27 protein-coding genes, 1 tRNA gene and 1 pseudogene are annotated in these 25,981 nt (G+C 58.6%); 11 read left to right on the top strand and 18 right to left on the bottom strand.

Features of this window, described 5'->3' with window-relative positions:
- Nucleotides 1-126 precede the first annotated feature (126 nt).
- The 4 genes from BN77_RS31400 to BN77_RS11955 all read right to left on the bottom strand — a co-directional run bounded on the left by BN77_RS31400 (nt 127) and on the right by BN77_RS11955 (nt 3,232).
- Nucleotides 127-564, bottom strand: coding sequence for a hypothetical protein (locus BN77_RS31400; protein ID WP_007532059.1), 438 nt, complete (start codon nt 562-564; stop codon nt 127-129).
- Nucleotides 565-835: 271 nt separating this feature from the next.
- Nucleotides 836-1,648 carry a universal stress protein gene (locus BN77_RS11945; RefSeq protein ID WP_007532061.1) on the bottom strand — a complete coding sequence of 271 codons (813 nt, stop codon included), beginning with the start codon at nt 1,646-1,648 and terminating at the stop codon, nt 836-838.
- 78 nt (nt 1,649-1,726) lie between these two features.
- Nucleotides 1,727-2,560 carry a universal stress protein gene (locus tag BN77_RS11950; RefSeq protein ID WP_007532063.1) on the bottom strand — a complete coding sequence of 278 codons (834 nt, stop codon included), beginning with the start codon at nt 2,558-2,560 and terminating at the stop codon, nt 1,727-1,729.
- Between the two features lie 360 nt (nt 2,561-2,920).
- Nucleotides 2,921-3,232 carry a hypothetical protein gene (locus BN77_RS11955; protein ID WP_007532068.1) on the bottom strand — a complete coding sequence of 104 codons (312 nt, stop codon included), beginning with the start codon at nt 3,230-3,232 and terminating at the stop codon, nt 2,921-2,923.
- A 155-nt stretch (nt 3,233-3,387) separates the two neighbouring features.
- Here BN77_RS11955 and BN77_RS11960 point away from each other — a divergent pair, with 155 nt between their 5' ends.
- The 6 genes and pseudogenes from BN77_RS11960 to BN77_RS11990 all read left to right on the top strand — a co-directional run bounded on the left by BN77_RS11960 (nt 3,388) and on the right by BN77_RS11990 (nt 7,265).
- Nucleotides 3,388-4,371 carry a zinc-dependent alcohol dehydrogenase family protein gene (locus BN77_RS11960; protein ID WP_007532070.1) on the top strand — a complete coding sequence of 328 codons (984 nt, stop codon included), beginning with the start codon at nt 3,388-3,390 and terminating at the stop codon, nt 4,369-4,371.
- 738 nt (nt 4,372-5,109) lie between these two features.
- Nucleotides 5,110-5,454, top strand: coding sequence for a hypothetical protein (locus BN77_RS11970; RefSeq protein ID WP_007532075.1), 345 nt, complete (start codon nt 5,110-5,112; stop codon nt 5,452-5,454).
- A 75-nt stretch (nt 5,455-5,529) separates the two neighbouring features.
- The gene (locus tag BN77_RS11975; RefSeq protein WP_007532077.1) at nt 5,530-5,799 is read left to right on the top strand and encodes a DUF2933 domain-containing protein; all 270 of its coding nucleotides are present in this window, start codon (nt 5,530-5,532) and stop codon (nt 5,797-5,799) included.
- On the top strand, nt 5,792-6,469 hold the full coding sequence (locus tag BN77_RS11980; RefSeq protein WP_007532079.1) for a methyltransferase family protein: 678 nt from the start codon (nt 5,792-5,794) through the stop codon (nt 6,467-6,469). Before BN77_RS11975 ends, BN77_RS11980 begins: the two co-directional genes overlap by 8 nt.
- Nucleotides 6,462-6,662, top strand: a pseudogene (locus BN77_RS35525) (heavy metal-binding domain-containing protein); the annotation flags it as partial. The gene BN77_RS11980 and the pseudogene BN77_RS35525, both read left to right, overlap by 8 nt.
- A 165-nt stretch (nt 6,663-6,827) precedes the next feature.
- On the top strand, nt 6,828-7,265 hold the full coding sequence (locus BN77_RS11990; RefSeq protein ID WP_007532083.1) for an EF-hand domain-containing protein: 438 nt from the start codon (nt 6,828-6,830) through the stop codon (nt 7,263-7,265).
- A gap of 369 nt (nt 7,266-7,634) precedes the next feature.
- On the opposite strand, the gene BN77_RS11995 is transcribed toward BN77_RS11990, so the two are convergent.
- The 5 genes from BN77_RS11995 to BN77_RS12015 form a co-directional block, all read right to left on the bottom strand.
- Nucleotides 7,635-11,456 carry a vitamin B12-dependent ribonucleotide reductase gene (locus tag BN77_RS11995; RefSeq protein WP_007532084.1) on the bottom strand — a complete coding sequence of 1,274 codons (3,822 nt, stop codon included), beginning with the start codon at nt 11,454-11,456 and terminating at the stop codon, nt 7,635-7,637.
- A 592-nt stretch (nt 11,457-12,048) separates the two neighbouring features.
- On the bottom strand, nt 12,049-12,636 hold the full coding sequence (locus BN77_RS12000) for a hypothetical protein (RefSeq protein WP_007532087.1): 588 nt from the start codon (nt 12,634-12,636) through the stop codon (nt 12,049-12,051).
- A 189-nt stretch (nt 12,637-12,825) separates the two neighbouring features.
- Entirely contained in the window at nt 12,826-13,323 is a 498-nt protein-coding gene (gene gpt, locus BN77_RS12005; RefSeq protein WP_007532089.1) for a xanthine phosphoribosyltransferase, read from the bottom strand.
- A 180-nt stretch (nt 13,324-13,503) separates the two neighbouring features.
- A complete protein-coding gene (locus BN77_RS12010; RefSeq protein ID WP_007532091.1) occupies nt 13,504-14,346 on the bottom strand; it encodes a universal stress protein in 843 nt (280 codons plus the stop codon).
- A gap of 108 nt (nt 14,347-14,454) precedes the next feature.
- Nucleotides 14,455-15,231 carry a competence/damage-inducible protein A gene (locus BN77_RS12015; protein WP_007532093.1) on the bottom strand — a complete coding sequence of 259 codons (777 nt, stop codon included), beginning with the start codon at nt 15,229-15,231 and terminating at the stop codon, nt 14,455-14,457.
- A gap of 219 nt (nt 15,232-15,450) precedes the next feature.
- Between BN77_RS12015 and wrbA the strand changes: the two genes are divergently transcribed.
- On the top strand, nt 15,451-16,047 hold the full coding sequence (wrbA, locus tag BN77_RS12020) for an NAD(P)H:quinone oxidoreductase type IV (RefSeq protein ID WP_007532095.1): 597 nt from the start codon (nt 15,451-15,453) through the stop codon (nt 16,045-16,047).
- A gap of 73 nt (nt 16,048-16,120) precedes the next feature.
- On the opposite strand, the gene BN77_RS34120 is transcribed toward wrbA, so the two are convergent.
- The 3 genes from BN77_RS34120 to BN77_RS12030 all read right to left on the bottom strand — a co-directional run bounded on the left by BN77_RS34120 (nt 16,121) and on the right by BN77_RS12030 (nt 19,283).
- Nucleotides 16,121-16,258 carry a hypothetical protein gene (locus tag BN77_RS34120; RefSeq protein WP_167540365.1) on the bottom strand — a complete coding sequence of 46 codons (138 nt, stop codon included), beginning with the start codon at nt 16,256-16,258 and terminating at the stop codon, nt 16,121-16,123.
- Between the two features lie 268 nt (nt 16,259-16,526).
- On the bottom strand, nt 16,527-17,537 hold the full coding sequence (locus BN77_RS12025; protein ID WP_007532097.1) for an HAD family hydrolase: 1,011 nt from the start codon (nt 17,535-17,537) through the stop codon (nt 16,527-16,529).
- A 78-nt stretch (nt 17,538-17,615) separates the two neighbouring features.
- A complete protein-coding gene (locus BN77_RS12030; protein WP_007532098.1) occupies nt 17,616-19,283 on the bottom strand; it encodes an arylsulfatase in 1,668 nt (555 codons plus the stop codon).
- A gap of 459 nt (nt 19,284-19,742) precedes the next feature.
- Between BN77_RS12030 and BN77_RS12035 the strand changes: the two genes are divergently transcribed.
- A tRNA-Leu gene (locus tag BN77_RS12035) sits at nt 19,743-19,827 on the top strand.
- A gap of 140 nt (nt 19,828-19,967) precedes the next feature.
- Here BN77_RS12035 and arsK read toward each other — a convergent pair.
- Genes arsK through BN77_RS12060 form a run of 5 tightly spaced genes read right to left on the bottom strand, consistent with a single transcriptional unit; the run spans nt 19,968 to nt 23,067 of the window.
- The gene (arsK, locus tag BN77_RS12040) at nt 19,968-21,167 is read right to left on the bottom strand and encodes an arsenite efflux MFS transporter ArsK (RefSeq protein WP_040677083.1); all 1,200 of its coding nucleotides are present in this window, start codon (nt 21,165-21,167) and stop codon (nt 19,968-19,970) included.
- On the bottom strand, nt 21,142-21,570 hold the full coding sequence (arsC, locus tag BN77_RS12045; protein ID WP_007532101.1) for an arsenate reductase (glutaredoxin): 429 nt from the start codon (nt 21,568-21,570) through the stop codon (nt 21,142-21,144). The genes arsK and arsC overlap by 26 nt, the downstream gene beginning before the upstream one ends.
- A complete protein-coding gene (locus tag BN77_RS12050; protein WP_007532102.1) occupies nt 21,567-22,274 on the bottom strand; it encodes an aquaporin in 708 nt (235 codons plus the stop codon). Before BN77_RS12050 ends, arsC begins: the two co-directional genes overlap by 4 nt.
- A complete protein-coding gene (gene arsN2 / locus BN77_RS12055; RefSeq protein WP_040677725.1) occupies nt 22,271-22,696 on the bottom strand; it encodes an arsenic resistance N-acetyltransferase ArsN2 in 426 nt (141 codons plus the stop codon). The genes BN77_RS12050 and arsN2 overlap by 4 nt, the downstream gene beginning before the upstream one ends.
- Nucleotides 22,697-22,713: 17 nt before the next feature.
- A complete protein-coding gene (locus BN77_RS12060; RefSeq protein WP_007532104.1) occupies nt 22,714-23,067 on the bottom strand; it encodes an ArsR/SmtB family transcription factor in 354 nt (117 codons plus the stop codon).
- Between the two features lie 42 nt (nt 23,068-23,109).
- Here BN77_RS12060 and BN77_RS12065 point away from each other — a divergent pair, with 42 nt between their 5' ends.
- Nucleotides 23,110-23,622: a DUF6428 family protein gene (locus BN77_RS12065; protein ID WP_007532106.1), complete on the top strand. Its 513-nt coding sequence runs from the start codon at nt 23,110-23,112 to the stop codon at nt 23,620-23,622.
- A gap of 177 nt (nt 23,623-23,799) precedes the next feature.
- On the opposite strand, the gene BN77_RS12070 is transcribed toward BN77_RS12065, so the two are convergent.
- Nucleotides 23,800-24,168 carry a VanZ family protein gene (locus BN77_RS12070; RefSeq protein WP_007532108.1) on the bottom strand — a complete coding sequence of 123 codons (369 nt, stop codon included), beginning with the start codon at nt 24,166-24,168 and terminating at the stop codon, nt 23,800-23,802.
- Nucleotides 24,169-24,349: 181 nt separating this feature from the next.
- On the opposite strand from BN77_RS12070, the gene ilvA reads away from it, so the two are divergent.
- Both ilvA and BN77_RS12080 read left to right on the top strand, forming a co-directional pair.
- Nucleotides 24,350-25,600, top strand: coding sequence for a threonine ammonia-lyase (gene ilvA / locus BN77_RS12075; protein ID WP_007532110.1), 1,251 nt, complete (start codon nt 24,350-24,352; stop codon nt 25,598-25,600).
- Between the two features lie 36 nt (nt 25,601-25,636).
- Nucleotides 25,637-25,963, top strand: a complete 327-nt coding sequence (locus BN77_RS12080; protein WP_007532112.1) for an HlyU family transcriptional regulator — start codon at nt 25,637-25,639, stop codon at nt 25,961-25,963.
- The last annotated feature ends 18 nt before the right edge of the window (nt 25,964-25,981 follow it).

Raw genomic sequence — 25,981 nt, forward strand, 5'->3', positions numbered from 1 at the left:
TGACCTAGACTCAAAACGGAGCGCTCGGTGGCATGGCCAATGGCAGCGTTTTGCTGACCAGAATTGGAAAGACCTCGATCGGGGGCATGGCGTGGCCGACGCAGCACTGCGTCTGTCATATGGAGCCTAAGGTTCAACCGTGAAAGCAGTGTACATTCCCGCATTGAAGTGCCCCTGTTCGTTGCAGAACAGCACGTATTTACCGGCTTTGAGGGTCAAGGTGGTATTGCGCGACTTGCCCGGATGCACATCGCCGAGTTCTTTGAGACCCTTGAACTTGTCTTCATCGACACGCGTTCCGCTTGCATCAGTCGGAAAGTCCGCTGGGGCGAGGTCTGTCATGACGAGCAACAGTTCGTGATCTTCGTCGGTGGACGCGTTCTTTACCTGGAACTGAACTTTGCCCGGTTTGACGTGATCAGTGCTTAGTGTGACGCCCTGCGAACCATCTGGCTTGTTCCACAGCTCAGCCCTAACGACGGTCGGGCCAGAGGCGTGAGCCGGAATTACAAGGCTAACGAAGAACGCAACAAAAACGGGCGCACTCAGAGATGATCTGATCATGCTATCCTCCATTTCACGCTCTGCGCACTAGGCCGCAAAGCCAGAACATATATACGCGACCCATGAGGACGCGAATTGATTTGCATCAAGGTTCTGATTTTAAAATTCCCACGGTGATTTTGGCCGATCGGCTTGCAACCACATTGGACATCGCACTTTTGCCTCACCATCACCGTCGATCGCCACCAACTTCGCCACCTTCGGCGGATACAGCGAGAGGAACAGGAGGCTCGACTTGAGGACGTGGGAATCTCAATAACGGAGGCCCGCTTTAGTGGGACAACAGGGCCGGTATCCGAAGGTTGTCGAGTAGGCCGCGTGTCACTCCGCCGACCAGGGCTTCGCGCAGCTTGGTGTGCCCATAGGCACCAGCGATAAGAAGATCGGCATGGCACTCTATGGCAGTGTCCTGGATGATGGTGGTGACGTCTTCTCCGTCGCTGTGCACAGCCGCCAACGCAACCTCGAGTCCTGAATGCCCCAGCGCGTCCACGTAGCGATCAATGAGATCGCAGTTCCGGAAAGCCGCAGCGCCCACGCGTATCACGGTTGCTTTCGTGGCCGATTGGATCATCGGATATGCGCTGGAAGCCCCGCGGGCTGCCGTTGCACTCCCATCCCACGCGATCGCGATGTTGTCGATGCGACCGTAGAAGTCTCCCGACGGGACGAGAAGCAGCGGGCGACCGCTGTCAAAGACGAGGCTTTCAATGATCGGCCTCGCCAGCTCGGTGTTTTCCAGGATCGTAACGTCGTAGGCGCGGGAAAATTCCGCCAGCGGGATAGTCGTCGACATCGCCTGGGCATCAGTGGGAACAAGCCTTATGTCGAGACCCACGCGTTCGGCCCGCTGGCGCAAATGCCTGACGAGCTGAGCAGCAACGTCCCGGTCAAAGCGGTCCGCCTGGAACTCGTCGTCGTCTGAATATGTGTCGGCCGCTTCGTGGCCATGGCGCCGCGCGGCAGCCAGGCTGGCGACCAGATCGGCACCCTGATGCAAGGAGAACTGGACGGCGTTCTCTATGATCGCGAAGGAACTCGCTTCCGGACGCGTGGTCAATGGCAGATGGAACTGTGGTTTCATGACGCCCTCCCAGACGCGAACATGACGCTCATCGCTTCTAGTGGCCAAGTCGAACGACAGGGCCGCCAAAAGTATGCACTACCGCGAAAGGAAGAGCGGGGTCTGGCTGTCCTTCAGCATCGAACGTGTGACGCCTCCAAATAAGCGCTGCTGTATCCGCGGGTGGTTGTAGGCACCCATGACCACCATGTCGGCTGCTACGTCCGTCGCGTGTTGGCGCAAGGTTTCATCCACGCGGCGTCCGCCGCTAGCCACCCGATCAACCTCGACCTTCACGCCGTGGCGGGCGAGGAACATGGCGATATCGGATCCGGGCTCTTCGCCGTTCTCCCAGCTTCTCGCGACAGGGTCTACGATCGTGACGTGCACGGCATCACAGCCCTTCAGGAATTCCATGGACTGGCGCGTGGCACGCGCTGCCTCGTCGCTGGAATCCCAAGCGAGCAGGATAGACTTTGGAAACGAGCTCACAGCCTGCGTGCGTGGGTTGATCAGGATCGGCGTCGGAGATTCGAACAGCGCGCCATCGACGATACGTCTCTGAAGATCCTCGTTGCCAGCAGCTTGCGCTCCGACAAGGACGAGATCGGCGTAAAGTGCATGCTGAGCAATGTCTCTCTCAGCCCATGCGAACTCTGTGTAGATCTCCTGGATGTCAAAAGAGAGCTCGGTCCTTTCCAGGGTCTCTTGTACTGCCTTCGTCTCCTCGGCGAGGCGGTCGATTTCCCTTTGTTGGCCTTCGAGCCAGGTCGTGGATAGCGCTTCGTAGGTGGCGATCGCTGGAACGGCCCCGATGCAAATCACGAGAGCGGTCATGTGGCCGCCCTGCGCCTCGCAAAACTCTATCGCCGACTTGAGGTCTTGGTCCCAGCGGTCGACGTCAAAGACGCACATAACGGTTTTGATGCTCATCGCACTGCCTCCTTCTCGATAGCCCCGATCATATCGCGTTCTTGGAAAGTTTCTTTGATGCTTGTCAAAATCGATGCGATCCGCATTTGGATCGATCAGCAGTACCCTCGCACGTCGTTCCCAAATGGTGCTAAAATCTCCGGGCGAGTGAACCGATGGACAGCTTCTTCATTGAACTCCCAATCAAACTCGGTACCGGAACCCTGCAATGCAACAAGCATTCGATCCGTCAGATCATGGTTTGCTGCTTCTGCAGATGCGGTGCCCGGGCCGTTCGCGCCCATCCCGAGGCGGGCATGGGATAAAGGCGCCGCTTAGCCCGTCCGGTTCTCGACGTAGGGGGCGTGTGTCCGTCGGGCGCTAGAAGACGTCCATCCCGTCAAGTCCGACGAACTCCGTCTTGAACCCCTGGACGCGAGCCTGCTTTAACAGGCGATCGGCGCTCATCATGTCCAACCGCATGCTTCCGGAGAAGCAGGCGCGAAGCGGACAGCAGAACTCCCTTGTCGCCCAGTCGAGAGCCCGCGGCGAGATCATCGTGACGACCCAATGATCGTCGTCGGCCCGTTCAAGCAGGATGTCGCCTTCGTGCTTTCTGGCAGGAGGGATGGGCGCGCACACGGCGAACGCCCATGCGTCCTTGTTTTTGGCGTCCATGACTATGTGGTTCATCCTGCTATCCTCCTCCTACTGTGGCCCCATGATGCGGGAGCCATCCTTAAGTTTATCCGCCGGTGCGGTCGAAGTTGTTGATCTAGGTCAAGGCGGCAAGCTTCGGCGTGCGGATTGATTGGGAGGATTGACCGGGTGTCGACAAGGAGGAAGACATGAAGGCGATGGTCCTGGAAAGGTTCGGGACTCCGCTGCGTCTTGTGGAGACGCCAGACCCACGTCCTTCCGCAGGTCAGGTCTTGATAGCGGTGGAAGCCTGCGGGGTCTGCCGCACGGACCTTCACGTGTTCGATGGCGACCTTCCAAATCCGAAGCTGCCTCTGGTGCTCGGACATGAGATCGTCGGTCGCGTGGTCGCCGTCGGCGACGGCGTCTCGAAAGGCCTTGGGGGTTGGAGGGTGGGCGTGCCGTGGCTTGGGCACACGTGCGGACGGTGCTCATTCTGTCTCGCCGGAACCGAAAACCTCTGCGACGCACCCGGCTTTACCGGCTATACGCTCGACGGCGGATTTGCGACGCACGTCGTGGCTGACGCAAATTACGCCTTCGTTCTGCCGGACAATTGGGAGCCCGTCGCAACCGCGCCTCTTCTTTGCGCGGGTCTGATCGGATGGCGATCATTGAAAATGGCGGGAGAAGGAAAGACGATCGGTTTCTATGGCTTCGGCGCTGCGGCTCACATTCTCGCGCAGGTCTGCCGGTGGCGAAAGCAGGACGTCTTTGCTTTTGTCCGTCCGGGGGACGAGGCGGCAAGCCACTTCGCTCGGGAATTGGGCGCCACCTGGGCCGGTTTCTCGGACGAGATGCCACCGGTGCAACTGGATGCGGCTATCATATTTGCGCCGGCAGGTGAGCTGGTTCCAAAAGCCCTGGCGGCGGTCTGTAAAGGTGGCGCCGTCGTTTGCGGGGGCATCCACATGAGCGATGTACCGGCCATGCCCTATCGACTCCTGTGGGGAGAGCGCCGCATCGTATCGGTAGCCAATCTGACACGCGACGATGCTCGAGAATTCTTCGAACTCGTGGGACAGGCAAGCATCCGAACCGTCACCACCGCATATCCGTTGGAGCGTGCCAATGACGCGCTGGCCGACTTGCGGGCCGGGCGCATCAATGGGGCAGCCGTGCTCGTGCCGTGACCCAGGTGGTCCTTTGCGGCGACCTAAGACGCGCCTTGCAAATCATGCGGAAACAACCGCATTTCTGAAGGTTGCGCGCCCGATACGCTATGCACTCCCCCGCATGATCGCAACCGCAGCAGCATCTCCGAGCGTCGGCAGGAACCCACATCTCATGGAACTTTGGTCGATCACTCACTTGGAAAAGGGTCGCGCGATCAAACCAGAGGAAATCCCGAGCGCCGCAGATGTGATCGTCGTCGAGGTGGGTGAAAGCTACGACCCGGAAGGAGCCCGGTCTGCCTCGCCCATATCTTCTCTGATGGCTTTCGGAAGCTCGATTCGCTTGTCGTAAGGATCGTTTGGGTTCGCGTGTCGGCGAAGACGAAGACGAAGACGAAGAGGATGAGATCGTCGTTTGCAAGGCGTATCAAAGTCGTGTCGGCATTGCCGCTAGGTAAAACGTCATGAAGGCAGGCCCTCGAATACTCCTTCCAAGATCTCCGAAGTGATGGTTTTGCCGTGAGATCAAGCGTTTAGGTCAAATGCCCGGCTGCCTAGAGCGGTCGATTCTCCGAAAGCACAGCCCGACTCGGGGTAGGCGACGCGTGAGTACGTGGCATCGGGAAGAGAAAACCGCCTTCCTGCGCGTCGGAGGCCGGGGCGATGTTTGATTCAAATCAAAGAAGAACGAGGCCGACAGGTTCATTGTTCTTTCGTTAAGGTGGCTGCGTACGCAGCCTGGCGGAGGATTGTTCCATGGCGAACACAATCTTGCATATGCATTCCCAGACATCCCCGGCGACTCCGGCCCATGTTTCGGTTCCGGTGCTTGGCGCGACGCTTGCCGCCTTCGCCTCCATCTCGTTTCTGCTGTGCATGTTGCTTGGTCTCATTGCCCCCGACTGGGGTCTTCATAGGCCATGGCTGCAGTTCTATCTCGGTCTGACGGGCTTCGATCCTCAAAGCCTGGCTTTGGGCCTTATTCAAAGCGTCGTCTACGGCGCCTATGCGGGAGCCTCCATCGCTGCGATCTTCAATTTCATCAGCCGGCTTTCGGCTGAGCAGCGAGCGAAGCCTCGCATATGGCCGCCGCCAACGTGACCAAAGACGGAATCGGCTGACGCGGTCCGATGGACCACGCGCTCCTTCCCGAACTCCTTCGACCAAGGCATTCTCATGAACGACAACTATCCCCCACATGCCTGGAGCACCTACAGCCGGACCGTCTTCATCGCCTTCGTCGTAATCGCTCTGGGGCTTATCGCCTACGAGCACCGCGTGCACGTTCTCGGCATCCTGCCGTGGCTGCTCATCCTGGCCTGTCCGCTGATGCATCTCTTCATGCATCATGGCCATGGCGGTCATTCCGTCCATTCCGGTCACGACCATGCCGGCCACCAGGCGGGCATGAACCAACGGTGGCGCAAGGAGAGCGACGATGTCTGAAACCCCGGCCTACGGCCTCTGGAGCCTGGTGATCATCAATTCCGTGGTGTTCATCGTCTTCGCCGCGAGCTTCACAAGACTTCAGACGAAACTGGACTGGCGCTCACTGGGCGCCTTCTCCGCCTTCGTTGTCGCGCTCTTTACAGAGATGTACGGCTTCCCGCTCACCATCTACCTGCTGTCCGGCTGGCTTGGCCGACAGTTTCCCGGCGTCGACTTCTGGTCGCACGACGCCGGCCACCTGCTGGAGATGATGTTCGGCTGGCGCGTCAACCCGCATTTCGGGCCATTCCATCTCACGAGCAACATTCTGATCATCTCGGGCTTCTGGCTGCTCGCCTCGAGCTGGCACGTGCTCTACGCCGCCCAACGCGAGCATCGCTTGGCGACCAGAGGACCCTACGCCCGCGTCCGACACCCGCAATACGACGCCTTCGTCATCATTATGATAGGGTTCCTGCTGCAGTGGCCGACCCTGGTGACGCTCGCCATGTTCCCGGTGCTGGTCTGGGTCTACGTGCGTCTTGCGAAGCGAGAGGAGGAGGTCTCGCGGGCCGAATTCGGAGCGGCGTGGGACGCCTATGCCAGAACGGTTCCGCGTTTCCTTCCGAGGTTCGGCCACGGAACGGATGCAGCCGGAAGCCATCGGGGAGGAGCGTTTCATGACTGATCATTATATATGCGAAGGCCACGCCCATTATCATCATCGTCACGGCGAAGAGAAGCCTGGCATCCAAGCGGGCATCGGACCAAAGCCTAAGGATGAAATCATCTACACGTGCCCGATGCATCCGCAAATCCGGCAGATCGGTCCCGGCACCTGTTCGATCTGTGGTCTGACGCTGGAGCCCGAGAACGCCACCACCGTCATCGCGCTGTCCTCCGTCAGCGTTACCGGCAACTCCCTGCGAGCGCGCCACTCGTCTATCAACTAGGCCGGGGCCCCAGGGATCCGATCTGTGGGATGCCTGTCCCACGTGGAATGGACGACGCAGGTCGAAGAGGAGACAATCCAAAGGAGAATGGACATGACTACGACAAGATTGCCAAAGACGGCCGTGCTGGCGGCGCTGATCGCGATCGGCGGAACTGGTATAGTGCTCGCACAAACGAACGAAGCTGACCCCCATCATCCTGCGGCGTCAGCGCAGGCAGCCCCGCCGTCAGACGCGGATGACGGAGGTGCAGGACAGAGCGAGGGAGCCATGCCTGGAGGATCCGGCATGATGCCCGGAATGATGGGGCGGAACATGGTCATGCCGTCGGGAATGATGGGCGGCATGCCGATGATGGCGATGCGCGCGCACATGATGAAGTTCATGTTCGCGATCGCCGACGCCGACGGAGACGGTGCGCTGTCCTTCGAAGAGGTGACGGCGATCCACAAGCGGATCTTCGACAGCGTGGATGCGAACAAGGACGGCAAGGTCACGACCGAGGAAATTCAGGCCTTTATGCAGCCCTAGCGGAGCTGAGGGGACTGGCCTCGTAAGCTCTGTGAATGGTCGCGGAGCTATCTTTTGGTTTTTGTTGGGGAGTTTTAGGCTGGACGAATCCAATCAACCTACTCCCGGAGGTTTTCTCGTTGGACGCAACACAAAGACCGTCCCGGCCGGGCTGATCTTCAACTGAATGTTTGCCTCACAGATGGCTCACATTCGGCAAAGTCCCGTTTCCGATCCTAACTGATGGTGCCGCGCGTCGTGGCACCATCAGTCTGGTTAGGCCCGTGCTATTCCAGTTAATCGTGACTCTTCAATGCGCGTGTTCGTGACTCGGAGTATCGGAGTTCGTGCTATTTCAGTTGAGCCTATCCATACATCTCAGCGACCCAATCAGCTGCAGCCGCTCGTTGCGCCGCACGTGTCGCACTTCTCGCAGGTGCCGTTGCGAACCATCGTGAAATTCTGGCACTCGGAGCACATGTTGCCGGTGTAGCCCTGCATGATGGAGCGAGCGCGGCGTTCGGCTTCGACCTTCTTAGCTTCCGTCTTCGCCGATGCCGCATCAGCGGCTGCCTTGTCGGAGAAGAGTGCGGTTGCCTGCTGCTGGGCCTCGGTCACGACTTCTTCGATCACTTCCTCGGCGATCTCTTCGGCCAGTTCCTTTGCCCGCTCCTCGTAGTCGCGCTTGAAGGCGACGATTTCGGAGCTGGAGATAGCAATGGTCGGTTCGATCTTGCGGGCGGCAGCACCGGCAAAGGAGGTCACCGTAGCACCAGAAGAGGCACGCGCTGGGGGTGCCGTAGCCGCCCCCTTCGGTTCACCGCCCGCCTGACGCTCGTTGCCTGCTACCAGCGTTGGCTTGTAGCCACGCGTCCAGCCAGTCGAGACGAGGTTGGTCTTGCCTTCCTGTATGCCCTTGCCAAGCGCCGTGTTCGAGAAGTCCGACGTATCGACATGCGCCAGATCGTGGCGGCCAAGGTAAGAAACGGCTAGTTCGCGGAACACGTAGTCGAGGATCGACGTGGCGTTCTTGATCGCGTCGTTGCCGATGACGACGCCGGCCGGCTCGAATTTGGTGAAGGTGAAAGCCTCCACGTATTCTTCGAGCGGCACGCCGTATTGCAGGCCAAGCGAGATTGCGATCGCGAAGTTGTTCATCATCGCACGGAAAGCGGCCCCTTCCTTGTGCATGTCGATGAAGATTTCGCCGAGGCGGCCGTCGCCGAATTCGCCCGTGCGCAGATAAACCTTGTGTCCGCCGACAGCGGCCTTCTGGGTGTAGCCCTGACGACGATTCGGCAGCTTCTCACGCTCGCGGGTGACGCGCTCGACAACACGCTCGATGATCTTTTCGGTAATCGTGACGGCCTGGGCCGCAACCGGCTGCTGCAGCAGTTCCTCGACCGCGTCCTCGTCGCTTTCGTCCTCGATCAGCGAGGCATTCAGTGGCTGCGAGAGCTTGGAGCCGTCGCGATAGAGGGCGTTGGCCTTGAGGCCGAGCTTCCACGAGAGCATGTAGGCGCTCTTGCAATCGTCGACCGTCGCGTCGTTCGGCATGTTGATCGTCTTGGAGATCGCCCCCGAGATGAACGGCTGGGCGGCAGCCATCATGCGGATGTGGCTGTCGACCGAGAGGTAACGCTTGCCGATCTTACCGCAGGGGTTCGCGCAATCGAAGACGGGCAAATGTTCGTTCTTCAGGAACGGTGCACCTTCCAGCGTCATCGCACCGCAAACGTGAATGTTCGCAGCCTCAATGTCTTTCTTGGAGAAGCCCAGGTGGTCGAGCAGGTTGAAGCTCATGTCCGCGAGCTGCTCGTCGGAAACCTTCAGTGTGCCCTTCAAGAAGTCAGTGCCGAGCGTCCACTGATTAAAGACGAACTTGATGTCGAAGGCAGACTTCAGCGCTGCATTGACGGCGTCAACCTTCTCGTCGGTGAAGCCCTTGGCCTTCAGCGTCGACGGGTTGATGGCCGGCGCCTGGTTCAGATTGCCATGGCCGACAGCGTAAGCTTCGATCTCGGCGATCTGGCTCTCGGAATAGCCGAGCGTCCGCAGCGCCTCGGGAACAGCGCGGTTAATGATCTTGAAGTAGCCGCCGCCGGCAAGCTTCTTGAACTTCACCAGCGCGAAGTCAGGCTCGATGCCTGTTGTGTCGCAATCCATTACGAGGCCGATCGTGCCTGTCGGTGCAATCACCGTTGCCTGGGCGTTGCGGTAGCCGTGCTTTTCGCCGAGCGCGAGAGCCTTGTCCCAGGCGCTCTTGGCGTGGGCAGCCAGATCCTGGTCCGGGTTCTCGGAGTGAACGAGGGCAACCGGGTTGATCGAAAGCCCTTCATAGCCAGACGTCTCGCCATAAGCGGCGCGGCGGTGGTTGCGGATGACGCGCAGCATGTTCTCACGGTTCGGCGTGAACATCGGGAACGGTCCGAGCTCGGAGGCGATCTCAGCCGAGGTGGCGTAGGAGATGCCGGTCATGATCGCGGTCAACGAGCCGGCGATGGCGCGAGCTTCGTCGCTGTCATAGGGAATGCCCGAGGACATCAGCAGGCCGCCGATGTTGGCATAGCCGAGGCCGATCGTGCGATATTCGTAGGAGAGCTCGGCAATCCGCTTCGACGGGAACTGTGCCATCATCACGGAGATTTCGAGAACAACGCTCCACAGGCGAACAGCATGCTCGTAGTCGGCGATGTTGATGCGCTTGGTGGCCACATCCTTGAATTGCATGAGGTTCAGCGAGGCGAGGTTGCAAGCCGTGTCGTCGAGGAACATGTATTCCGAGCACGGGTTGGATGCGCGGATCGGGCCGGCAGCCGGGCTGGTGTGCCAGTCGTTCATCGTTGTGTTGAAGTGTAGACCTGGATCGGCCGAGGCCCATGCGGCGTAGGAGATCGACTCCCAAAGGTCGCGTGCCTTCAGGGTCTTCATGACCTTGCCGTCCTTGCGGGCCTTCAGCTGCCAGTCGCCGTCGATTTCAACAGCGCGCAGAAAGTCGTCCTTGATCGAGACCGAGTTGTTGGAGTTCTGACCTGATACGGTGAGGTAGGCTTCGCTATCCCAGTCCGTGTCATAGGTCTTGAATTCCATGTCCTTGTAGCCCTGGCGGGCGAACTGGATGACGCGGCCAATATAGTTTTCAGGAACCTGATCCTTCTTGGCAGCGCGGATTTCGCGCTTCAGGGCAGGGTTCTTGTTCGGGTCGAAGCAATCGCCGTTGTCAGCTTCGCAGTTGACGCAGGCTTTCATGATTGCCTTTAGATGCTTAGCGACGACCTTGGAGCCGGTGACGAGAGCGGCAACCTTCTGCTCTTCCTTCACCTTCCAGTTGATATATTCCTCAATATCCGGATGGTCGATGTCGACGACCACCATCTTTGCCGCACGGCGCGTGGTGCCTCCCGACTTAATGGCGCCGGCGGCGCGGTCGCCGATCTTCAGAAAGCTCATCAGGCCAGAAGAACGGCCGCCGCCCGAAAGCTTTTCTCCTTCGCCGCGAAGATAGGAGAAGTTGGAGCCGGTGCCGGAGCCGTATTTGAAGAGGCGAGCTTCGCGGACCCACAGGTCCATAATGCCGCCTTCGTTGACAAGATCGTCTTCAACGGACTGGATGAAGCAGGCATGCGGCTGCGGATGCTCGTAGGCAGATTTCGACTTCACCAGCTTGCCGGTAAAGGGGTCGACGTAGAAGTGACCCTGGCCAGGGCCGTCGATGCCGTAGGCCCAGTGCAGGCCGGTGTTGAACCACTGCGGGGAGTTCGGCGCAACGCGCTGGGTGGCCAGCATGTAGGCAAGTTCGTCCTTGAAGGCAGAGGCATCTTCCTCGGACGAGAAATAGCCGCCCTTCCAGCCCCAGTATGTCCAGGTGCCGGCGAGACGGTCGAAGACCTGGCGGGCGTCGGTTTCGGAACCGTATTGCTGGTCCTTCGGAACATCCTTCAGAGCTGTTTCGTCAGCAACCGAACGCCAGAGGAAGGAAGGAACGTCGTTTTCCTCGACCTTCTTCAGCTTCGCGGGAACACCGGCCTTGCGGAAATACTTCTGCGCCAGAATGTCGGCTGCGACCTGCGAGAACTGCGCCGGAACGTCGATATTCTCGAGGCGGAATACGATCGACCCGTCGGGGTTCTTGATCTCGCTCGTCGCTTTGCGGAATTCGATGTCCGCGTAAGCGCTCTGTCCTGCCTTCGTGAAACGGCGTTCTATGCGCATTTCTCTAACCTCTAGTTGCGCGCCTCGTCCCCGTCGACCAAGGCGCAAGTTTCCACCTCCGGCAGCGCCGTGAGAAGCGCAGCCAGTTTTCGTTTCCGTATAATCACAGGAGTGTCATCCGGAGATGATTGTTCCTGTATCTTGTGGTGATCCTGGCTGCAAACACTAAATATAGTGCTAACAGCTTATTATCGCCAGCCCCCGGATGTCACTTTTTCGGAAGATAAAAATCGCGCACGAAACTCCTCATCGCGATCGCCCTTCATGGACGCAACACGTTGATTCTACGCTCGATTTTTTGGAGGGAACCGGCCTCGTTAATTCCGGCCCAACTGCCGTCGCAACATCGAATCCTATTAAGTTGGAAACAGGCGATTCCGTCAAGGGGTTGTTTTTAATGAAGTGTTCACCACAACATATTGTGGATCGGTCTGTGGAGACTGGGGAAAAGAAAGTCGTTCAAGAAATTCAATGGGTTGCGCGCTTTCGCCGCTCCAGAGCCTAAAAAATCTAAGAAAAGTTGCGACCGTGTTGATTTGGTTGCAGCTTTTGCCGGCCAAATGCGGCAACCGATTCGTCGAGCCAATTTCGATCACAATGCGTCGATCGCAATCGTCACGGCTGCGATCCCTATAGGCTGTCCGCTTTCATCCTTGATGACAAAGCTTGCCTGCGCTTCCAGTAATTGTGTCTGCTCATTGCGCTCAGCCCGGTCGATAAATACCTCGTCCGAATCTTTTGCGAATGTTTTCAGAAACTTGTCCTCATCGCCCTGCCAATAGTCAGTGGTCATCGTGCCCTGACCGACGTTGAGGCCATGACGATCCGTCACGAAAAATTCAACAATGATGCCCTGCGAATCATCCTGTTTGGTTTTGAGGTATCGCGACACCGGCTTGTTGAGCAGGCGCCGGACCATCTCCCAGCCGCCGCTCTGCACCTCGGAGCGGTACGTATTGTCGAGCACCTGGATATTCCCATCGGTGATATTGCCGAACTTGGCGTTCTGGTCCTCAATCGCCTTCCGGACGATAGGCGTATTCACCATCGGTTTGACAACGGTCTCGACATATTCCCGTACCACGGAAACATAGGCCGGTTCCGCCGAAGCAGCCAAAGGCGAGAGACAAAGGTTGAGCCCAAAAGCGGCAACTGTCCCGACGTAGCGCCAAAGCATCATATCCGTTCCAACGCCCGCGACTAGCCTTCCAACCCAGTCACAGCGCGACGTGATTGCCGCGCTGGACTATTGCCGAGAAGGATAAGGTCTGAGAGGGCGGCGCGATAGCGGAATCCAATCCATTAGTTAAACGAAGATTGGGACAATCCTAAATTGGGTGCGCCGTTTTCTCCCCCCGGCGTCCGGCCTTTAGCCGCGGCCGGTCTTGGAGATCGGTTCTTGATAGGTGAACCCCATATCCCAAGGGAAGTAGATCCAGGTGTCCTGGCTGACTTCCGTAACGAACGTATCAATCGTGGGCACGCCCTGAGGCTTTGCGTAGACGCAGGCAAAGTGTGCTTTGGGTAGGATCGAGCGAACTTCAGAGGCCGTCTTGCCGGTGTCGGTCAGATCGTCAATGACGAGGACGGCTTCACCTTCGTCAGCGGTCAGCTCTGGTGCGATGCCTTTCAACAACATCATTTCGCCCTGGTTCACATAGTCGTGGTAGGAGGCGACGCAGACCGTTTCGATCAGCCGGATGTTAAGTTCGCGCGAGATGATCGCCGCCGGCACGAGGCCGCCACGCGTGATGCAGACGATTGCTTTGAAGTCGCGCTTCAAACCAGCAAGGCGCCAGGCGAGGGCTCGCGCATCGCGGTGGAATTGATCCCAGGAAACGGGAAAGGCTTTATCTGGAAGGGACATGATTTGCTCCGCGGCATGAATGATGACACGCCGTTCGCCGGCGGCCGGACAAGCATTCCGCGATTGGTCAAACGCAAATCGCGCAGCCGAGACTGCGCGATAGGAGGACCGAAGTCGGAACTCGTCATCGGTCGCCGCAATTAACGGACTCCGGGGACAAAACGCAAGTCCCTCGTCTTCTTATCGTGACAGCAGCGTAAGCGCCGTCATCGATTGCAGTAGCGTTCTCGTGGTGCCGCCGAAGATCATCTGCCAGAGGCGCGAATGAGTGTATGCACCCATGACCAGGAGGTCGATGCTGCTATCGGAAAGGCGGTTTTCGATTACGCTGGATGCCGACTTCTCTGCACTTTGCGACGTTGCCAATGTCACATTGACACCATGACGCGCTAGGGCACCTGCAATCTCCGCGCCTGCCACAGCTGCAGATTGGAGCGCGTTGTCGACAGGATCAACCGAGAAGACCTCGACTTCGTCAGCGGCCTGCAGAATCGGTAGGGCATCAAAGGTGGCGCGGGCGGCTTCCTTCGAGCCGTTCCATGCAATGAGCACCCGCTTGATCGGTTTCGGTTGGCGCAGCACAAAGGGGATCATCAAGACCGGGCGGCCACTTTCGAAGAGGAAGTTGTCGACATCCACGTGACTGTCAGAGGACTTTGACGGATCCGCCTGCGAGACGATCAACAGGTCGGCGCTACGGGCGCTCTCGATCAGCGGCGCCGTACCGTAGCCCGCGGATGAGGTAAAACTGCGCCATTCAAAGGAAGCCCCTTCCATTTCTGCCCTCCTGCGGAAGATGCGCTCGATTTCGACGGTCTGGGAGCGCGCCATGTCCTGGAGCGCCTGCACGGCGACGGGGTCGGGTATCTCCATCGGCGCTACAAGGGGTACGACGGCGACAGTTTCCGCATGAAGGCCGATGACATGGGCATTGGACTGCGCGGCAATTGCAAAAGCAAAATCGGCTACGACCCTGGTGTTTTCGACCGTATCGAGAATGGCAAGTATGGTCTTGTAAGACATAGGCAATTCTCCTTGCAGGGATAAAATCCGCTAATCTTCAACGAGAATGCGCCGGCATGGGCGCCGGTTCCTTGATGCATATCAACGGCGAGGAGGATCTCCTCCATACTAGGCCTCCGCCGAGCGGTTTTCAGCTACCTCCTTTGCCTGGCGAATGGTCTCGATCATGGCACGCACGTCGGCTCCCGCCGCGTCGACGGCAGCTTGCGAGCGGCCGCGCACGACGATTTCTGTTGAGAACGCTTGCCCGATATAGCGGGGGTAGGAACCTATGTTCGTCTCGGGGTGAGTTTTTTGGATCGCAGCCAGCGGCGTACCGATGTCGCCCTCGCCATACGGACAGGAGATGGCGAGCGAGAGCACGCGCGAGCCGGTGCGCAATGTCGGGATGATTGCGTCGACCATCGCCTGAAAGACTTGCGGGACACCTGCCATGACGTGAACGTTGCCTATAACAAAACCGGGTGCGGTGGAGACCGGGTTACGGATGTGGCGCGCGCCTTTTGGCATCCGAGCCATTCTCTTTCTCGCATCGGTGAATTCGAGGTCCCGGCGCGCATACATCTCGCTGAGTAGAGTCATTGCGTCAGCATCGTATTCGCAAGGCAGCCCGAACGCCGCCGAGACGGCATCGGCGGTGATGTCGTCATGGGTCGGCCCGATGCCTCCCGACGTGAAGACGTAATCGTATTTTGCGCGCAGTGCGTTCAGAGCCTCGACGATCGCAATCTCCTCGTCGCCGACGATACGGACCTCTCTAAGATCGATGCCGCAAAGCGTCAGCATATCGGCGAGGTGGCCGATATTCTTGTCCTTGGTGCGGCCGGATAAAAGTTCGTCGCCGATTGCAAGCATGGCGGCGGTGACAATTGTCTCATTGGTCATTGGAAATTTCCGAACATTTGAGTCCCCACATAGGTAGCGTCCTTCGCCGGTCTTGCAAACCATGTCGCCGCCGCTAGGTCACGCAACGGGCTCCACGTCTTTTTCGTCTATGGCCGTTGAACAGTGCGTTCTGCCACGTGGGGCTATGTTGATGAGAGCGCGCTGCTAAGTTTCCACCGCTTACGAATTCAAACGCAAATTCCTGATGGAGATAAGTAAATGGCGAAGGTACTCGTGCTCTACTATTCGGCTTACGGCCACATCGAAACCATGGCATATGCCGTCGCTGAAGGCGCAAGGTCGACTGGCGCCGACGTCGTTGTCAAGCGCGTTCCGGAACTGGTTCCAGACGAGGTTGCTAAGGCGTCCTACTACAAAATGGACCAGGCTGCGCCGATTGCCACTGTCGATGAACTTGCTGATTACGATGCCATTATCGTTGGTGCCGGCACGCGCTTCGGAACCGTTGCGTCGCAGATGCGGAATTTCTGGGATCAGACTGGTAGCCTCTGGTTTGCCGGCAAACTGGTTGGCAAGGTCGGCTCCGTTTTCACGTCCTCGGCGACGCAACACGGGGGCCAGGAGTCCACGATCCTCGGCTTCATCCCCACCTTCCTGCATCAGGGCATGATCGTCGCGGGACTTCCCTACGCTTTCCAAGGCCAGATGGGCCTTGATGAAATCAAGGGCGGTTCGCCCTATGGCGCATCCACTATCACCGATGGAGACGGTTCCCGCCAGCCTTCCGCGATCGAACTGGAAGCGGCCAGGTATCAGGGTGCGCACGTCGCCAAGATCGCGGCCAAGCTGGGCTAATTGGCTCCATTGCCGGAAGGCGCGGCCCTCGGGGTCGCGCCCGCTCGCACTCAGCGAAGAGTTGCTGACTGCGTCAGCCGTAGAGGTCGTGCAGCTTCGCTGCGTAGAAAAGAAGCGGTATTCCGAGAACCGCAATTGCGATCATGAATGCTGTTCCCGCCCGGAACAGTTTGAGACGTCGCGTTCTCGTGCCATCCCAATCGTAAACCATCGCCTTACTCCCACAAGACAGCTTACAACTATGCGCAGCCCCAACCGCGGACCTTCTGGCGCGCGCATACAAGCACATTCGCAAGCGATGATAAAGAGCAAGTGCCGCTTGCCGTCTGATATGACTCGAGCGCTGCCTGATTGTGCGAGCGACGAGGATCGGACCCATATGCCAAGTTTGACGGGCAGGAAGCCGTCAGCTTTGGTGAACGCTGAAGACTGATGTCACAGGTCATCTCCAACGCTTTCCGCCCGTAGAGACCCCACTTCTAGTCCTTGAAGATCTGCTTCCAGTCGGCCTTCATGTCGATGACGGTCCAGCCGGCAATCGGGGCCGCATCGAGCGCCTTGTCAAGACGGCCAAATTCGGTGTCGCGGTCGTATGCATACTCGCGCTCTGTGTCCGTGTGGTGAACGAGCATGCCGAGCCGCGCGGGTGCGCCTGCCATGGTCGTCCACTGGAGCATTTCAAGGTCGCCGTCGGAGTTGCCGAAAGCTGCTATGGGACGGCGGCCGATTTCCTGATTGATCCCGACCGGCTTGCCGGCCTTGTCATCGATGAAGTTGATCTCAGGCAGACGGTAAAGGGTCGGTGTGTCGTCCTGCATTTTGAACTGGGTCTTGATCGAGGAGCCGATGACCTGCTCCGGCGGAACGCCGTAGACCTTCTCCGCCCATGGCCGCACGAATTCGACGCCGCCCCCCGACACGATGATGGTCTTGAAGCCGTTGGCACGCAGATAGGAAAGCAGTTCGACCATCGGCTGGTACACGAGCTCCGTGTAGGGTCGCTTGAATTTTGGGTCGCGTGCCGTCGAAAGCCAGTCGGTGACGACCTTCTCGAATTCGGAGGTGGTCATCCCCGTATGGGTGACTAGGATGATCTCCAGGAGGCCTTTTTCGCCCGATGCTGCCAGTGTCTTAATATCACCTTCAAGTGCCGCCTTGAACGGCTGTACGTCCTTCCATTCCGGATGCTGTGGCGCGAGCGTCTTGACGCGGTCCAAGGCGAAGGCGAGCTGGGTGTACATTGGTTGCTCGACCCACAGCGTCCCGTCATTGTCGAAGACGGCGATGCGCTCTGGTTCGGGGACGAATTCGGGCGAACCTTGCTTTGTCACTTTCTCGACGAAGGAGAGGATGGCCGCCTTCGGAGCGGTGTCGTTCCATGATGGCAGCGGGTCGTTCTGTGCGTGCGCGGAGGGCGCTAGGAGAAGTGCGACGACGACGGACAGCACCGCATTGAGTGCCGATCTGCGGAGTTCACTGAAAGCGGACATGGATTCTACTCCAGGATCGTGGAAACACGCGAGCGAGTGGCCCAGTAATGGTCTGGGCCGCCAGCGTTGAGCGTCGTCCTAATTGCCGGTCGGCATGGGAATGTTCACGCCTTCCTTCGCAAGAGCGTCTCGCACCCACTGGAATTTCTCATAGTCCGACAGCGTGATGGGGCCGTCGTATCCAAGACTTTGAAGCTTCCTTGGGGGATACTTGACGTACGTCGCCATGATCTTCTTGAGCTCCTCACTCATGACGACGCCCATCCAGGTGCGTTCGGCGAAGTTGTTCATGAAGATGTCATAGCGCTCTTGCGGGTCCTGCCAGAGGTCGAACACTTGAGGGACGGTGGCAACATAGCTTTCCGGCCCCTTCCAACCCAGGTTGGAATCAACCGCAAGGCCGCCCGACGCGTGACCGTCGTCACCACGCAGATTGAAGACGAACTTGTAATTGTTGACACGTATGGCGCCGGGAGAGAGTTCGTTCTCTGTGAAATAGAACCACGACTTGCGCGGCGATTTCCCCGTTCCCTCCAAGACAGGCGTCATGTCGAAGCTGTCGAAGATGATGGGCTTGTCCTCGCGATCCTTGTCGGGAAGCTGCACGCCGGCAACTGAGGCGAATGTCGCCATCAGGTCGAGCCCTCCAATGAGTTCGTGGTTCTTGACGTCACGCTTGATCTTACCCGGCCAGACGGCAATCGCCGGAACCCGGTTGCCGCCCTCGCGGACGGTACCCTTCGTTCCGCGGAAGGGGGTGTATCCCGCATCCGGATAGACGTCCTGCCAGGCGCCGTTATCTGTCGTGTAAAAGACAAGCGTATTGCGGTCCATTCCCGTCTCATGCAGCTTGTCCATGATCCGGCCGATGCGGGCGTCGAGCTCGACGATCGAGTCGGCATATTTCGACTTCGACATCGACTTGTGCTCGAATTCCGGGGCCGGCATGTTGGGCTGATGCACCTTCATGAAATTCACGTTGATGAAGAACGGTTCGTCCGGCCTTTTGGCGGCGTCATCGAGAAACTCGAGAGCGGCCTTCTCGACATAGCTGTCGAAGAAAGGAATACCGACCACCCCCTCCTTGCCGTCGATCACGGGCGTGTCAACATACTGGCCGTTGATCTTGAAGTCCTCCGTCACCGGCCCACCGGCCTTGCCGGACAGCGCGCCCTTCGTGACCTTCTGGAACATTGCACGCAGTTCCGGATCCATGTCGGGAAACCAGGTCGGATCCGCGTAGGTATAGGCATTCAGGTGGTAGAGCCCGATGTATTTCATCTCGTCATAGCCCTGGGCATTCGGCAATGCGTAGTCGGCCTCGCCGAGATGCCACTTTCCAGTGAAGTAGGTGTGGTAACCGCCGCGTTTCAGGACCGAGCCGAGTGTCCATTCAGCGGCCGGCAATCCGCCACCTTGGCCTTGGAAAGCAACGGTAGTCATGCCGCTTCGGTTAGGGATGCGGCCGGTCTGTATGGCCGCGCGACCGGGCGTGCAGCTCGGCTGCGCATAAAAGTCGAAGAAGGTCATTCCCTCGCTGGCAAGCTTGTCGATATTGGGCGTCGGCATGCCGCGCCCCTCGCCACCGCCATAGGGGCCGAGGTCGCCATACCCGGTGTCGTCAGACACGATGAACAGGATGTTCGGTTTTCGAGGCTCCTGGGCGAGAACGTCAGGCGTCTGCGCCCAGAAGATTGATGCAACTGTAAAGGCGAAGAGACTGTAAATGCCAAGGTTGCTCTTCATTTCATAACTCCTTTTTTGAAGCCAAGAAAAATACGAAGAACGGACGTTACCGCCCGTGCTGGCAGCGCTTCATCTTCATTCCTATTGCTGCATTAAGTTGGCTGCTCCCGCTGGTTCCTCCCGTCGAAGCGGGCCCAATATACTCGTTTTCCCTTTGAACCTAGGCAGTCGATTTATTGCACCGCTTGCGGAAGGGTCGGTGCGCATTTTTACCAAGATGCTGACTGTAGAATTGTCGTATTCGCCCCGAGGATGGCTTATATGATGCTATCATTATATTTGTTTCCCTTCCAGATTGAACAATTATGAATTCCCTATTCTACCAGGGGATGCCCGTTCCTTGTTTTCGGCTCAAACCCACCGTTGCCGGTGCTATTCTATTCGCCTAGCTTCGCAATTCTTGAGAAACACCGCGTAGCTCTTGACTGAATCGCATCAGTCGTTGAAGGAGGAGCCTGCGCGAGCGTGGCGAAACTGGTAGACGCAAGGGACTTAAAATCCCTCGACTTCGGTCATACGGGTTCGATCCCCGTCGCTCGCACCATCTTGAAATTATTTCGTAATATTGAATAAAGCAGCTTCCGTTAGGCCGAAGGCAGAAGGTCGTGGGCCTACGCGAGGGTCTACTGAACCGAGCGCATTTTTTTTGTGCGTTCGCTCGCCGCTGTACATACGGGCGCGGTCTCACCGCAATGTTGCGATGGAAATCAAGGCGACGATCGAAAGCCCACCGAGTGCGGCGGTAATGCCGAGCGACGATGTGACGCCTAAATTCTTCATCGCGAAGGCGAGGACAAACGGCGCGACGGCGGAAAGGATGAGCCGTGCCGCCATTATCTTCCCCTGTAGCTTGCCGTAGCCATCGCTGCCGAAAAGCTGCAGGGGCAGCGTGCCGGTGACGATGCTGAACAGGCCGTTACCCATGCCGAAGATCACTGAGAAGGCCATGGCCCCCGGCACGGATGGAGCCGAAAGCAGAAGAACTACGACGCCGCCCGGAATAAGCATCGCGGCAATCACGGCCAGATGAAGTGCTGGCAGGTTTTTCCCGAAGACCATGTTGATCAGCCGACTGCCAACCTGCGACGGCCCGAACAGCGTCCCGACAAGGGCGGCGGTTGCACCAAGTCCAAGACCGGACAGCAGCGGCACGAGGTGCACCAGCATGGCCGAGCTGACGAGCGACATCAGCGAAAAACCCGCGACCATGATGGCAAAGCCGAGCCGTCGGCGTCCAAGCGGTAAATTTCCGTCCACATGCGGAGCATCGGTCGGAGCCGGTGCTGTCCGGCGCATGCGGCGCCGTCCCCGAGACAGCCATTCATGGATCGGAGCGCAGATGACGAGGTTAAGCACGGCGAAGATTAAGTAAACGTTCTGCCAGCTGAGATATGCATGCAGCGCGGTGGTGATCGGCCAGAATATTGTCGAGGCAAAGCCAGCAATGAGGGTTAGATAGGTGATGCTGCGAGATGCGACCTGCGGTCGGATTTGCACAAGCAGCGCAAAAGCCGCGCCGTACTGGACCAGATTGGCAGCGACCTCGACAGCGACGAGCGCTACAACGTAGACAGCCTTGTTAGGCGCAAAGGCGCAGGCGGTGAGAGCAGCAGCAGCCGCAAGGGAACCAATGGTCATCACCCGGCCCGCACCGACCCTATCGAACATCACTCCCAGCCAGGGAGCTGTGAGCCCACCGGCCAGAAGAGCTGCCGAGAGCGCGCCGAAGACCCATTCGCTCGGCCACGCAAAGTGAATGGCCATGTCGGGGGCAAGGATACTGAAGCTGTAATAGAGAGTGCCGTAGCCGATGATTTGTGTGACGCCGAGCGCAAGCACGGCGAGAAGCGGCACTCGTTCAGACAAGGCGTTTGCCGTGGGCATCGAGAACCTGCTCGCCGTCTTCCTTGGCGAACGGGCCTTTGTGCGTATCGGGCAAGATATCCAGAACAACTTCCGAGGGCCGAGCCAGCCGTGTGCCGATGGGCGTGATGACGAACGGCCTGTTGATCAAGATCGGGTCCTTCAACATGGCACTGAGTAACTGGTCATCGGTAAGATCGGGATTGTCGAGGCCGAGTTCGGCATAGGGGGTACCCTTTTCGCGAACTGCCTCGCGCACGGTCAAACCTGCATCCGCAATCATCTTGACGAGTTCTTCGCGGCTCGGCGGATTTTTCAGATATTCGATGACAACAGGTTCGATGCCTGCATTGCGGATCATCGCGAGCGTGTTGCGCGACGTGCCGCAATCGGGATTGTGGTAGATGGTGACTTCCATGGTCATGGCGTGGCTTCCGTCTCAGTGAGAGTTTGAGGATTGCGGGCATCCATCAGCAACCAACCTGCAACCATCAACGCCAGCAAGGCACCAAGGACTTCCGCGACGATGAAGCCCGGCAGATCGACCGGGCGGATGCCAGCGAACGTATTCGTCAGCGAGCGGGCCATAGCGACGCCCGGATTGGCAAATGAGGTGGACGCTGTAAACCAGTAAGCGGCGGTAATGTAGAGGCCGACCAGCCATGCTACGGCATCGGCGTGAAATCTGCGGCCGGTTAGGATAACCAGTATGAGACCGAAGGTCGCCATCACTTCCGAGAGCCACTGCCCACCGCCAGTCCGTACGGTTGCCGAAGCTTGCATTAGTGGCACATCGAACATCGCATGCGCGAGCATCGTCCCTGCAACACCACCAAGGATTTGTGCGCCGATATAGGCAGGAACAGAAGCGGCGTGCAGCTCGCGGCGCAGCCCAAAGACCATCGAGACAACGGGATTGAAATGCGCGCCGGAAATCGGACCGAGGATGGTGATAAGCACGACAAGGATCGCACCCGTCGGCAGCGTATTGGCGAGCAGCGCGAGCGCCGTGTCGCTCGTCAGTCTGTCGGCCATGATGCCGGAACCGACGACGGTCGCGACCAGTAAAGCCGTGCCGATCGCTTCTGACGCGAGGCGGCGCGAGAGCGGGAACGGCTCGACCCTCATGCTGGCAGGCTCCGCACCATCAAGGCCGCCGATGCTGGGCAGAGCGCTGCAGCCTGCCGCGTCGCCAGAATGGCGGCGGGCGCTTCGTTACGGGCGATGGAACGAAAACCCAGCTCGTGAAAGAAGGGCGCAGCGCTATCGGTCAGCAGATAGACGGTGTCGGCGCCATTCTCATGGGCCGCAGCGAGCAGGTCCAACGCGATAGCGTGACCGAAACCCAAGCCCCTCTTGTCGGAGATCACGACAACGGAGCGCAATAGCGCGCTTGCCCCGTAGAGTTCCAGCCCGCCGAAGCCAACGGTTTCACGGCCCTGCGAAAACCGGAAGAAGTGACGCCCGTCTTCCGCCAGATCATCGGTCGGCAGGTGCGCCGCCATTAATGTATCCCGCAAATCTTCGGCGTTAGCTGCAACCGCAGCCATTGAAAGCCCGGGACCGTTCATTGAAGCTTGCCTTCGGTCGGTATGCAGCAGGCGGCGACTTCAACGGCCGGTGCGCAGATTTCCGGATGGCCCGCACAGCAGTCTTCCATCAAGAAGCGCACGAGGCCGCCAAGTGCATCATAATTGGCAGTATAGATGATCGAACGGGCCTCCCGCTGCTGCCTAACGAGGCCTGCGTGATCCAACTCTTTCAGATGGAAGGAGACATTTGAGGGCGAGACTTCGAGCTTTTCTGCAATCGTGCCCGCCGCCATGCCGTCGGGACCGGCAACCACGAGCATGCGGACAATCTGTAGGCGGGTCTCTTGTGAGAGCGCGCCAAACGAAGCGAGGGCTTGACGTTCATCCATAATTCAACAATCCTTGAAATGTTGAAACAAGGAGTACTCCAGATGAATGCGATCGACAAGACCCTGTCCACGGATATCAGTCTTGGTCTTCTGCTTGAAGCCCTCTCCGCATCCCGCGATCTGCCTCTGGTGTTCCGTTACGACGGCCGTTCGATAAAGCCGGGCTACCATGTCACCGAAGTCAAAGCCGGACAGTTTTCGGCGCTCGACTGCGGGGCCAACCCGGAAGCATGGGCGGAGATTTTCGTGCAGCTGTGGGACGTCGAGGAAGGCGACCGCACCCATATGGCGGCCGGAAAGTTTGCCGCGATTATCCGCAAGGTTTCCGACCATGTGAAGCTCGATGGCTCGGCGAAACTGACGTTCGAGGTAAGCGATGGGATCCGGCCGATGCAGCTTTACTGCGCGTCAACTCCTGTTGTCAGCGATGACGTAGTGCGCGTCGACCTCATTCCCCGTGCTGCAAGCTGCAAGCCGCGTGACCGGTGGCTCGCGGAGCAGGTGCAAGCAGCGGCATGCTGCGGCTCGGCTGCTGCTGGCAAGTGTTGTGGTTAGCGCGCGCTGTTGGGCTTTCGCTGCCGAGCAAAGAGGTTACAACAGCCGCATTGGCAGAGCCGGGACGCCGCTGCGGCCTCGAAAAAGGTCGCCCGGACGTCCTCCGTTCTTGCTTACTATTGAATAACGCCGTCCAGCCTAGCCGCACCCATTACAAAGGAGCGCTAACGCGTCACGTCACGCTCGCGAAGGACTTGCTGTGGACTTGGCGATCCGGGCCCTGTTCAACAGGTAACCGGCAAACACTCCGGCGGATGCGCCGACGATCTTGACCGCAGCGTCGTGCAGGCGTGCATGGCGCGTCGGCGACAGATATTGCAGATATTCGATGGCCAATGAGCCAAAGATCAAAAAAACAATTACCGTGAGCCAACGCCGGGGGTAGGCGACGGCGAACATGAAGCCGACCAATAAGTAGGCGAGCGCGCGGTCGAGATTGACCGACGTCACGGTATGCGGCCGCAGTCCGATCGGCGACAGCGTGACGAAAATAATAGCCGCGAGAAGCACCCAGGCAGCCGGTTTGGCGAATTTACTTGAGATCATCGCGGCGATTTAGCCGCATCACGAGCAAATTGATAGCGCACAATTGCGTTACCCGATCAGCTTTGGAGCTCCGATCTTGAAAGGTGACCTTTGAAGTAGACAATATTGGCGGATGTAGGCCTTTTCTCGCTCCGCCCTCTTGTGCGATAGCGAGAGCGAAAACAGGAATGGACGAACAACCGTGACCAGACAAGACGTGGAGAGCGCCGAGGAGGCCATGCGCAGCCTCTTTCCAGCAACGCCGCTGCAGCTGAACGAGCACTTGTCGGCTCGTTATGGCGCCGACATCTGGCTAAAGCGCGAAGATCTGTCGCCCGTGCGCTCCTACAAGATCCGCGGAGCATTCAACTTCTTCCGCAAGGCGATCGCCCAAGGGGCAGGCGGCAAGACCTTCGTCTGCGCCTCGGCCGGCAACCATGCCCAGGGCTTCGCCTTCGTCTGCCGCTATTTCGGTGTGCCCGGTGTTGTCTTCATGCCGGTAACGACGCCGCAGCAGAAAATCGACAAGACACGCATCTTTGGTGCGGAATTCATCACCATCAAGTTGACAGGAGACTTCTTCGACCAGTGCTACCAGGCTGCCCGCGATCACGTTGAAGCGATCGACGGAGTGATGGTGCCACCGTTCGACCATGCCGATATCATCGAGGGTCAGGCGACGGTCGCTGCGGAAATCCTGCAACAGCTGCCTGAGGGAACGGTACCTGATTTGGTGGTGATGCCTGTGGGGGGCGGTGGCCTCGCGGCTGGCATCACCAGCTATCTCGAGGGCGTTATGCCAGGTTCCGGCTTCATCTTTACCGAGCCGGCGGGAGCGCCGAGCCTGAAGCGAAGCATTGAGGCGGGGCGCGTGGTGACACTCACCAAGGTTGATAATTTCGTCGACGGTGCAGCCGTGGCACGGATCGGCGATCTGAACTTCGCGGCCCTGGCAAGGTTCCCGACCGAGCAGGTCATGCTGATGCCGGAGAACGCGATCTGCGTTACCATTGGCGAGATGCTGAATGTGGAGGGCGTTGTTCTTGAGCCGGCAGGGGCCTTGTCGTTGACCGCGATCGCTGCGCTGGATCCGGAAGTGTTGAGGGGCAAGACTATCGTAGCCGTCGTTTCCGGCGGCAACTTCGATTTTGAGCGCCTTCCAGACGTCAAGGAGCGCGCCATGCGCTACGCCGGCTTGAAGAAGTACTTCATCGTGCGGATGCCGCAGCGACCGGGCGCTTTGCGCGACTTCCTGAACCTGCTTGGTCCCGATGACGATATCGCCCGCTTCGAATATCTCAAGAAGACGGCACGCAACTTCGGTTCGGTGCTGATCGGCATCGAAACCAAGGCGCCGGAGAATTTCGCGCAGCTCATCGCGAACTTCGAGAAAGCCGCCATCGGTTTCGAGGACATTACCGAAAACGAGATCCTCGCAAACCTGATCATTTAACTTTTCCGGCACGAGCTGCCATGATAAAGGCGGAGTATGGCTTCGATCTTCTCCAATATTTTCTCAATGTTTTCAGGCGGCGGCAAATCTGCCGACGCTCCGGCAGGCGTCTCTTCCGAGCCGCAGCTCTACGGTGAGTGCACGATCTACGCCGAGCCGCAGAAAGAGGGTGGTCAATATCGCCTTGCGGGCCGGATCGAGAAGACGGTAGGTGGGGAAGTCCTCGTGCGCAATTTCATTCGCGCCGACATGTTCGGGTCCTCCGACGATGCGATCGAGTGCACGGTGCGTAAGGCACAGCAGATCATCGATCAGAACGGACCATCGTTATTTAACGATGGTGCAAAGGTACGCCAGGTCTGACCAGCTCCCGACACCGTT

The sequence above is a fragment of the Rhizobium mesoamericanum STM3625 genome, from assembly GCF_000312665.1.
Taxonomy (GTDB): domain Bacteria; phylum Pseudomonadota; class Alphaproteobacteria; order Rhizobiales; family Rhizobiaceae; genus Rhizobium; species Rhizobium mesoamericanum.

Bases quoted from the DNA above. Each gene is read 5' to 3' on its own strand.
- BN77_RS11950 (WP_007532063.1), bottom strand. From the start codon at position 2,560: ATGAGCATCAAAACCGTTATGTGCGTCTTTGACGTCGACCGCTGGGAC.
- BN77_RS11970 (WP_007532075.1), top strand. From the start codon at position 5,110: ATGGCGAACACAATCTTGCATATGCATTCCCAGACATCCCCGGCGACT.
- BN77_RS11995 (WP_007532084.1), bottom strand. From the start codon at position 11,456: ATGCGCATAGAACGCCGTTTCACGAAGGCAGGACAGAGCGCTTACGCG.
- gpt (WP_007532089.1), bottom strand. From the start codon at position 13,323: ATGTCCCTTCCAGATAAAGCCTTTCCCGTTTCCTGGGATCAATTCCAC.
- BN77_RS12080 (WP_007532112.1), top strand. From the start codon at position 25,637: ATGGCTTCGATCTTCTCCAATATTTTCTCAATGTTTTCAGGCGGCGGC.
- BN77_RS11945 (WP_007532061.1), bottom strand. From the start codon at position 1,648: ATGAAACCACAGTTCCATCTGCCATTGACCACGCGTCCGGAAGCGAGT.
- BN77_RS12060 (WP_007532104.1), bottom strand. From the start codon at position 23,067: ATGGATGAACGTCAAGCCCTCGCTTCGTTTGGCGCGCTCTCACAAGAG.
- BN77_RS12010 (WP_007532091.1), bottom strand. From the start codon at position 14,346: ATGTCTTACAAGACCATACTTGCCATTCTCGATACGGTCGAAAACACC.
- BN77_RS12030 (WP_007532098.1), bottom strand. From the start codon at position 19,283: ATGAAGAGCAACCTTGGCATTTACAGTCTCTTCGCCTTTACAGTTGCA.
- BN77_RS12050 (WP_007532102.1), bottom strand. From the start codon at position 22,274: ATGAGGGTCGAGCCGTTCCCGCTCTCGCGCCGCCTCGCGTCAGAAGCG.
- BN77_RS12015 (WP_007532093.1), bottom strand. From the start codon at position 15,231: ATGACCAATGAGACAATTGTCACCGCCGCCATGCTTGCAATCGGCGAC.
- BN77_RS11960 (WP_007532070.1), top strand. From the start codon at position 3,388: ATGAAGGCGATGGTCCTGGAAAGGTTCGGGACTCCGCTGCGTCTTGTG.
- BN77_RS11955 (WP_007532068.1), bottom strand. From the start codon at position 3,232: ATGAACCACATAGTCATGGACGCCAAAAACAAGGACGCATGGGCGTTC.
- BN77_RS12065 (WP_007532106.1), top strand. From the start codon at position 23,110: ATGAATGCGATCGACAAGACCCTGTCCACGGATATCAGTCTTGGTCTT.
- BN77_RS12025 (WP_007532097.1), bottom strand. From the start codon at position 17,537: ATGTCCGCTTTCAGTGAACTCCGCAGATCGGCACTCAATGCGGTGCTG.
- BN77_RS11990 (WP_007532083.1), top strand. From the start codon at position 6,828: ATGACTACGACAAGATTGCCAAAGACGGCCGTGCTGGCGGCGCTGATC.
- arsC (WP_007532101.1), bottom strand. From the start codon at position 21,570: ATGACCATGGAAGTCACCATCTACCACAATCCCGATTGCGGCACGTCG.
- BN77_RS11975 (WP_007532077.1), top strand. From the start codon at position 5,530: ATGAACGACAACTATCCCCCACATGCCTGGAGCACCTACAGCCGGACC.
- BN77_RS12000 (WP_007532087.1), bottom strand. From the start codon at position 12,636: ATGATGCTTTGGCGCTACGTCGGGACAGTTGCCGCTTTTGGGCTCAAC.
- BN77_RS12070 (WP_007532108.1), bottom strand. From the start codon at position 24,168: ATGATCTCAAGTAAATTCGCCAAACCGGCTGCCTGGGTGCTTCTCGCG.
- BN77_RS11980 (WP_007532079.1), top strand. From the start codon at position 5,792: ATGTCTGAAACCCCGGCCTACGGCCTCTGGAGCCTGGTGATCATCAAT.
- BN77_RS34120 (WP_167540365.1), bottom strand. From the start codon at position 16,258: ATGGTTTACGATTGGGATGGCACGAGAACGCGACGTCTCAAACTGTTC.
- arsK (WP_040677083.1), bottom strand. From the start codon at position 21,167: ATGCCCACGGCAAACGCCTTGTCTGAACGAGTGCCGCTTCTCGCCGTG.
- wrbA (WP_007532095.1), top strand. From the start codon at position 15,451: ATGGCGAAGGTACTCGTGCTCTACTATTCGGCTTACGGCCACATCGAA.
- arsN2 (WP_040677725.1), bottom strand. From the start codon at position 22,696: ATGGCTGCGGTTGCAGCTAACGCCGAAGATTTGCGGGATACATTAATG.
- BN77_RS31400 (WP_007532059.1), bottom strand. From the start codon at position 564: ATGATCAGATCATCTCTGAGTGCGCCCGTTTTTGTTGCGTTCTTCGTT.